The organism is Caballeronia sp. ATUFL_M2_KS44 (assembly GCF_023630965.1).
In the GTDB taxonomy this organism is placed as follows: Bacteria; Pseudomonadota; Gammaproteobacteria; order Burkholderiales; family Burkholderiaceae; genus Caballeronia; species Caballeronia concitans.
Window position 1 is genome coordinate 1 of sequence record NZ_JALQEA010000077.1, and the last position, 6,144, is coordinate 6,144.

The window sequence follows — 6,144 nt, forward strand, 5'->3', positions numbered from 1 at the left end:
TCAGACAATATAGTCAGCTCGTCCTGCCAGTCATTTTTTCCCGAAAACACGGGGTCGACTACCGGTGAATCGAGTGTCCGATCATAGCTGTTAGACGGCAAGGTGACGCGCAGTGCTACGGCGGTCTGCTCTAAGTCGATATAGGCAACCGTTTCAGCGGCTGAACAGAGCCGGCGAGAACCCACATGTCATCGCCAGCGGTCAAGGAAGCGTGGCGATGAGCGGGTCCGCGGCAGTCTGCGACCTCATCAACGATTGCCTTTCGGCCTTCGCAACGGAGTAAAGCAGAGCGACTCCTGCAAAGCGGGCAATATCGTCGCGTTGAAAAAGTCTGTACTCCTGGCGACTGCATGATCGGTATATCCGCCGTTGCAACGCGCTGGATGATCCCCAACCTATCGCAGGCACACGCCCTGGAGGGCAAATGTATCCTCTACTGGAGTTTCTTTCGACACTTCCGCAGTTCCACGCAGATCGTGCTCGGAGCGAAGTGGTCCACATTGGCACCGGGTGCACTTTGTCGCGTAGGGACAGCTGCGGGCCCGAGGTCGATTCAGTACTTCTCGCTCGGTGGCCGGGGCAACCGCTAGGCGATGCCAGTACCATTGACGGACTCGATGCCGTGAACTTCTATATGCGTGAAGCGCGTAGCATGGGCGCCGAGATCGGCCTGCTCAACCGAGCGATCGGTGTACTCGATCGATCGATGGGCGGTGAGACGCTTTTTTCGAAGTCAATCTACGTTTCGCCGGCGCGTGCGACCCAGGACGGCAGTTGACGGCCGGCGAAATCGACGTCATGTGCGTCGCTCGGGCTCGCGCCCCGTGGCAGTCGCCACAACCGGACTGCATCCGTGATAGGCCGTGCAGCAGATCCTGTAACGAAGGCGTGTGAGAAGTGCGCGCGGACAGTCCAGTATATTTCAAGCAACTCGCGGCTATGCTTGTCGAGTGGGGACCCACCCTGGGGATTGACATGGCGACAGAAGAAAACGTACTTGCTACCTTTGAGCAGTTCAACGTTGAGGGAAGAGACTACGTCACGTTGAATGACGCGTGCAACGGACTGGCGCAGTGGCTGGCGTCGGCCTGGGATCGTCTAGAGGAAGGCGACGCCCAAATTTTGGTGGCCGTCGGTGCCACGTTGTGGCGAGAGGGCTATTCCCAGAGATAGTTTCCGTCGTTGTTTGACAGTTGCCGACGTCGGCTGGCGGCACCGCTTAAGAAAGGAAGGAGGCTCGGGCTGCGGCATGCCATCTCGACGGGGCGTGCGTCCGTTTCACCCTCCGTTTGCGTTCAGACAGGGTGAGTTCCGTCAACGAGTGGAGACCGTAGAACAACATTCACTATGCCGGAAGCTCATAAGGAAATCGATCGAGGTTGGCGGATAGCCGGGCGGTTCGGGATCTTTCAGACGAACGTGGTCGTCGATTAACGACAGCATTTTGCCAAGCGGAATCGCGTAGATCGTATCCTTGTCGATCGCAACCGATTCGGTGATGTGCCCAATTGATAAGCAGGCAATTTGCCGAGCACGTCGGGCGCCTGGCATGGTTTGATCCGGTGACAGCTGAAGGACCACCACGAATGCAAGCCCTGGCGCGCGGATGCCGACATGGTGAACCCGTGCCCATTCCGCAAGCCTCTGACGGCGCTATCTCGGCCCCCCTGCAGCTTTTCGAAGCGGCGCCGCCTCGGAAGGCCGGTGAGTTTTTTCGTCCGTCGTCATGGCGAGCCGAACCGCTCGAGCAGCTTTTGTTGGAAGGTAGCTACCGGCGCCGGAAGAAACGATTGCCTCAATGTTCCGTGAGCGTCATCAGAATGTCCGCGTACCATGCGCTGTTGAGGCCGAGCGTCTCGTCGACCTGGAGGTCGCGATCGCCCATGTCAATGGTGGATGAGTGAACGCCAAGAAGCGTCCATGGCAATCTCTCACCCGTCGCCGACTGTTCCCTCAACGGCTTGCTCATCACCACAGGTGCGCCGCTTGTCCCTCGATGCGTTCGCGCATCCGTAATGAAGCATCCCTTACCCTGAAAGCGGAGACCGAAAGCCGATGCAACGACGCCTTGTCTCACGACGGGCAGATGGTGGAGCGAGTCGTGAAAGCCGAGCGGGAACCCTACAATGAGAACCGAGGCGCCTATCGGCATGACATCCCCAGACTTCGGCAGATGTTCAGGCGTGAAAGCTTCGAAGACGGCACTTGATGGCAGCCTTGCTTTGTGCATTTCCAGCACCGCGACATCGATCGTGCCGCCGTCGTCCAAGCCTTCACGCCACATTGCGAGGCCTTCCGAAAACAATGGCATCGAAAACCACGTCGACGCGCCTAGGTTATTTAGATCGACGTGAAGCTCGATTTCGAGGCGATCGGGAAAGTGCTTGCTAGGTTCGTCGTTGACTACATGACGGCTTGTGACGAGAAAGAGGCGCTGGTCACGGGCAAAGAAGAAGCCGCTTGCATTGGTGAGATGCTGTGCGCTGGCGAAGGTTCTCACACGGGCCGCCGTGAGAAGCAAGTTATCCGCAGTCGGTCGATGCAGTGCGGGAACCTCTACCGGTACAGTTGAGCCGGCGCTTACGAGCGGCAAGACAAGTCGGCTGATCAGTCGAAGCAGCGCATCTTGCTGCGGCGTTGCGTCGTCGGCGGAAAGAAAGGCCGAGAGGGACAATTCTGATGAGCGCCCCCCTGAAGCGGTGCTGGGAACGTGCCGAACGACGAGATGATCGTTGGCTGCGGCAACCAACAGCCACCTATCGCCATTCGGGCTTACGTACAGTTCGACAAGGTTAGCGTTCATTGAGAGGTCTATGCAACGTATGAAGCTCCGAGGGCGAGATCGTCGAGGTAATTGGATGCATGACCAAGAGGATTGAGGGGCGACGGTAAAGCCCATGCAAAGCCGGCTTGTCAAGCCTCGTGCTGCGCATCGAGAAAGGTATCGACTGCCGCCTGCCCGGCGCTCTCTGCATTGAAATAAGCCCAGCGATGAGAAAAGGGACCGTTATGAATCTGGATGCTGTGGCCGGCGCGACCAAGCACGCCAAGATTGGAGCCGCCTTTGAGTTGAAACGTCACGTCATACGGATCTTCGGCTGACACCGCCAGGCTGACGTGGATCTCGAAGCCGCGGAATGGAATGATGCGGTACATAGGCGCTCCATTGGTAGAGACAGGCGTCTCTTCGGACTTACGGAGAATGCTTAAGTATAGCCCGTCAATTGCTAGCAGAGCGCGCTTCCTTCTGACATCAGCCCAGGTTGCCCGTTTCAAAGTTAGCTGTACAAAGTCTCCGAAGCGGGTAGCATGGGACGTACCGACTGGACAGCGATGCCACTTTGGCTTCCAGCAGTGCTTCGACTATCTTACCGAAGTCCGTCATTCGGGGCCGTGCAACGCGGTCGATCTGTCAGTACTACCGAAACTACTTCTCACACAGTCATATTTTGGCGCCTGAACGGGGCGAGGGCTCACTCATGGCAGTCAATTTTCGCTTATATCGGGGGCTGGAAATCTATCCGCTCGTTTTTCCACGCCAACCGACCTTGTGCGGTCACGGTCACAACTATGAGGACGGTTTCGATGCCGCCGTGCGCATCAAAGAGCCGGAAGCGGAAACCGGTCAGTCGCGCAGTTGCGTGTTCAGGCTGCCCGCACAAAGCGGGTATCAGAGCTCGGGCGATGCACGGCGCGCCTGCACGGCGTATGCAGAGGAAGTGATCGACACTTGCCCAAGAAGCCGCGCGTTCTTCGGCAAGCAGACGAACCATCGCGTGCGGGAAGCAGCGACCCAGCAGAATGCAACGGCCCAAGCGCGCCCGCCTTTCGAACCGGTCGATAGAATAGTTGAAGATCATGCAAACGAATCCGACGAGCTTTCGCATTGACCCGACGCCCCGAAGGGCAGACGGCGAGTACATGGCGCACGCACGCATCAACGGTCACGCCGCGGATGGCAGCCCGACCGACGTGTTTATTAGCGGTGACCTCGGGGGCTTCGACCTTCGCGCAGATGCCGTCGAATTTGCGACCAAGTGGGCGCAAGAGTGGCTTGCAACACGCTTCAGATGATGCGAGCGGCCCGCGCCCCGCTTACGGCACACTGCGCCGTGCCGTCGGTCTGCACTGGTTGCCGGCCGTTCCTCGACGGCTTCGAGGTCCTTCAACAAATGCGCTAACGCACCGGTATAGGACTAGAAGCATTCACGAAATCGGTAGTTGCGGTCCTGAAGGTTCCGGTACGTACATATTTGATTACCCGTGGTGGCGCATGCATGAAAACCTATCCCAAAGGTTGCGTAGACCGTCCGATGCTGACTCATGTTAGTCTCCGAAGACGAAAGGGAGGCTTTCATGCACCGAACGATCGCATACCGCGGCTTCGAGATTCAGATCGAACTGACTTCGGCTGCCGACGAGAACACCTTTGATGTGACCTTTCAGATAAGGGGCGCCACGAACCTCGAAGTGCTCGGTGCGCGGGGAGGCCGCATCCCGTTGCGCAACGGACCTTTTACTGAGCGTTGGGCCTATCTGGTGGCCGAAATTGCCGGCCAAGCAGCAATCGACGTGTTACTCGGTCCCGCCGATTGACTGCATGTCTGTTTCCCGACCCACTACACTCAGTAAGTGTTAATGGACGGCGCCTAGCCGGTTTCGGGGGTAAGGTCAGGTTGATGATCACCCGCGTACGGAAATGAACATCGGTCGGCCCCGATTTTGAACCGGCAAGAAAGCGCCCTTTCAAGATTCCGCTCAGCAACGACAGTAGGCAACTATCTTTTGCCGAGAGCATGAGCCCGGTAGTGGGAAGCATCCCTTGTTGCCTTGTGCCGCATTGCATCTCCGAATACCAGGCCCAACGGCACCTGCAATCAGCGAACTACGGAGGATCCGGGATCCATGAAACTTCGCGTCGGATACGAACTGTGGTACGAGTGCCTGCAGCCCACGCCGATGATGCTGATGCTGAACACGCATTTTTCGCACGCCAAAGATGTCGTTGTGGCGGATGTCCTCGTCACCGATCCGCCGCTGCCGATAAGGCAATATCGCGATTTGTTCGGCAACCTATGCAGTCGGATCGTGGCACCTGTCGGACGTGTGGCATTGAGCACCATAGCGCTGCTGAATGTGTCAGATTCCATGGAGACGCGGCCCATCGAGGGGTGGGCGCATCCGGTCGAGCAGTTGCCTGACGATACGCTGACTTTTCTATTGGGCAGCCGCTATTGCGAGACCGATCTACTGGTCGAGATCGCGTGGCAAATTTTCGGTCAGTGCACGCCGGGTCGCGACACTGTTCTGGCAATCTGCGACTACGTGCACCAACACATCGAATTTGATTACGGGCATGCGCGACCGACTAAAACTGCGTGGGACGTTTACCGCGAACGCAAGGGCGTCTGCCGTGATTTCGCCCACCTGGGCGTCACCCTATGCCGGGCGATGAATATTCCGGCGCGCTATTGTACGGGCTATATCAGCGATGTCGGCTTGCCGCCCGTTACCGCGCCGATGGATTTTGCGGGATGGTTTGAAGCTTACGTGGGCGGTAGCTGGCAGACGTTCGATCCGCGAAACAACGCGCCGCGTATTGGACGTGTTTTGATGGCATACGGGCGCGATGCCGCCGATGTCGCAATCAGCAATGCATTCGGGGCCGCCGTGCTAACGCACTTCAAGGTGCACTGCGACCAGGAATGACCGGGCCACGCCCCTCCGACACTAAGCCGGCGCGGTGATATACGGATAAGATGCGTCGCGCTGCAATGTGCAGTTTGAAGCTAACGGTCTGTTGCGCGGAGTTGAGCGTTGTGGCGCGACGCGTGAGATTGTCCAAAGCATTGAGGTCTTTCCAGCGGCCGCTTTGGAGAAGGCTGAGTGCCCGTTGCGGGTCGGAAATCCGACTCACTGACTGCAATCTGCTGACCGGCCGATCTGGGACGGACCGTGACCATTTCCGAAAGCGCAGAATCGATCTCCCTTCATTGAAGAGGAGGTTGTCATGGAAACGCTTAATTCCTCCAGCGCATACCGGGTGCCTTGGAACAAGGGAAGGCTGACCGGTCAGAAGCCGCCATTGAAGCTCCGTGAGATCTGGGCGATTCGGACGAGGCTCCAGATGTCGTCCAACGCTCG

10 protein-coding genes and 1 pseudogene are annotated in these 6,144 nt (G+C 58.0%); 7 read left to right on the plus strand and 4 right to left on the minus strand.

What is annotated here, in order from left to right:
• Nucleotides 1–185, minus strand: a 185-nt coding sequence (locus tag NCR39_RS29250) for a hypothetical protein (protein WP_250456285.1), incomplete at its 3' end; no start/stop codon positions are given.
• Nucleotides 186–622: 437 nt separating this feature from the next.
• Here NCR39_RS29250 and NCR39_RS29255 point away from each other — a divergent pair.
• Nucleotides 623–778, plus strand: a complete 156-nt coding sequence (locus NCR39_RS29255; RefSeq protein ID WP_160297420.1) for a hypothetical protein — start codon at nucleotides 623–625, stop codon at nucleotides 776–778.
• 197 nt (nucleotides 779–975) lie between these two features.
• Nucleotides 976–1,173 carry a hypothetical protein gene (locus NCR39_RS29260; RefSeq protein WP_033537232.1) on the plus strand — a complete coding sequence of 66 codons (198 nt, stop codon included), beginning with the start codon at nucleotides 976–978 and terminating at the stop codon, nucleotides 1,171–1,173.
• Nucleotides 1,174–1,314: 141 nt separating this feature from the next.
• Here NCR39_RS29260 and NCR39_RS29265 read toward each other — a convergent pair whose 3' ends face one another.
• From NCR39_RS29265 to NCR39_RS29275, 3 genes are all read right to left on the minus strand, one after another.
• The gene (locus tag NCR39_RS29265; RefSeq protein ID WP_250456286.1) at nucleotides 1,315–1,551 is read right to left on the minus strand and encodes a hypothetical protein; all 237 of its coding nucleotides are present in this window, start codon (nucleotides 1,549–1,551) and stop codon (nucleotides 1,315–1,317) included.
• 244 nt (nucleotides 1,552–1,795) lie between these two features.
• Complete coding sequence (locus NCR39_RS29270) at nucleotides 1,796–2,803, minus strand: trypsin-like peptidase domain-containing protein (RefSeq protein ID WP_350029712.1); 1,008 nt, start codon at nucleotides 2,801–2,803, stop codon at nucleotides 1,796–1,798.
• A gap of 110 nt (nucleotides 2,804–2,913) precedes the next feature.
• Nucleotides 2,914–3,156, minus strand: a complete 243-nt coding sequence (locus NCR39_RS29275; RefSeq protein WP_250456287.1) for a hypothetical protein — start codon at nucleotides 3,154–3,156, stop codon at nucleotides 2,914–2,916.
• A 185-nt stretch (nucleotides 3,157–3,341) separates the two neighbouring features.
• On the opposite strand from NCR39_RS29275, the gene NCR39_RS29280 reads away from it, so the two are divergent.
• From NCR39_RS29280 to NCR39_RS29300, 5 genes and pseudogenes are all read left to right on the plus strand, one after another.
• Nucleotides 3,342–3,890, plus strand: a complete 549-nt coding sequence (locus NCR39_RS29280) for a hypothetical protein (RefSeq protein ID WP_250456291.1) — start codon at nucleotides 3,342–3,344, stop codon at nucleotides 3,888–3,890.
• Nucleotides 3,859–4,074 carry a hypothetical protein gene (locus NCR39_RS29285; RefSeq protein ID WP_250456290.1) on the plus strand — a complete coding sequence of 72 codons (216 nt, stop codon included), beginning with the start codon at nucleotides 3,859–3,861 and terminating at the stop codon, nucleotides 4,072–4,074. The genes NCR39_RS29280 and NCR39_RS29285 overlap by 32 nt, the downstream gene beginning before the upstream one ends.
• 282 nt (nucleotides 4,075–4,356) lie before the next feature.
• Nucleotides 4,357–4,596 (plus strand): hypothetical protein, encoded by a 240-nt coding sequence (locus tag NCR39_RS29290; protein ID WP_014253392.1) that lies wholly within the window; start codon nucleotides 4,357–4,359, stop codon nucleotides 4,594–4,596.
• Between the two features lie 309 nt (nucleotides 4,597–4,905).
• A complete protein-coding gene (locus NCR39_RS29295; RefSeq protein ID WP_250456288.1) occupies nucleotides 4,906–5,709 on the plus strand; it encodes a transglutaminase-like domain-containing protein in 804 nt (267 codons plus the stop codon).
• A 301-nt stretch (nucleotides 5,710–6,010) separates the two neighbouring features.
• Nucleotides 6,011–6,144: pseudogene (locus NCR39_RS29300) on the plus strand (integrase); the annotation flags it as partial.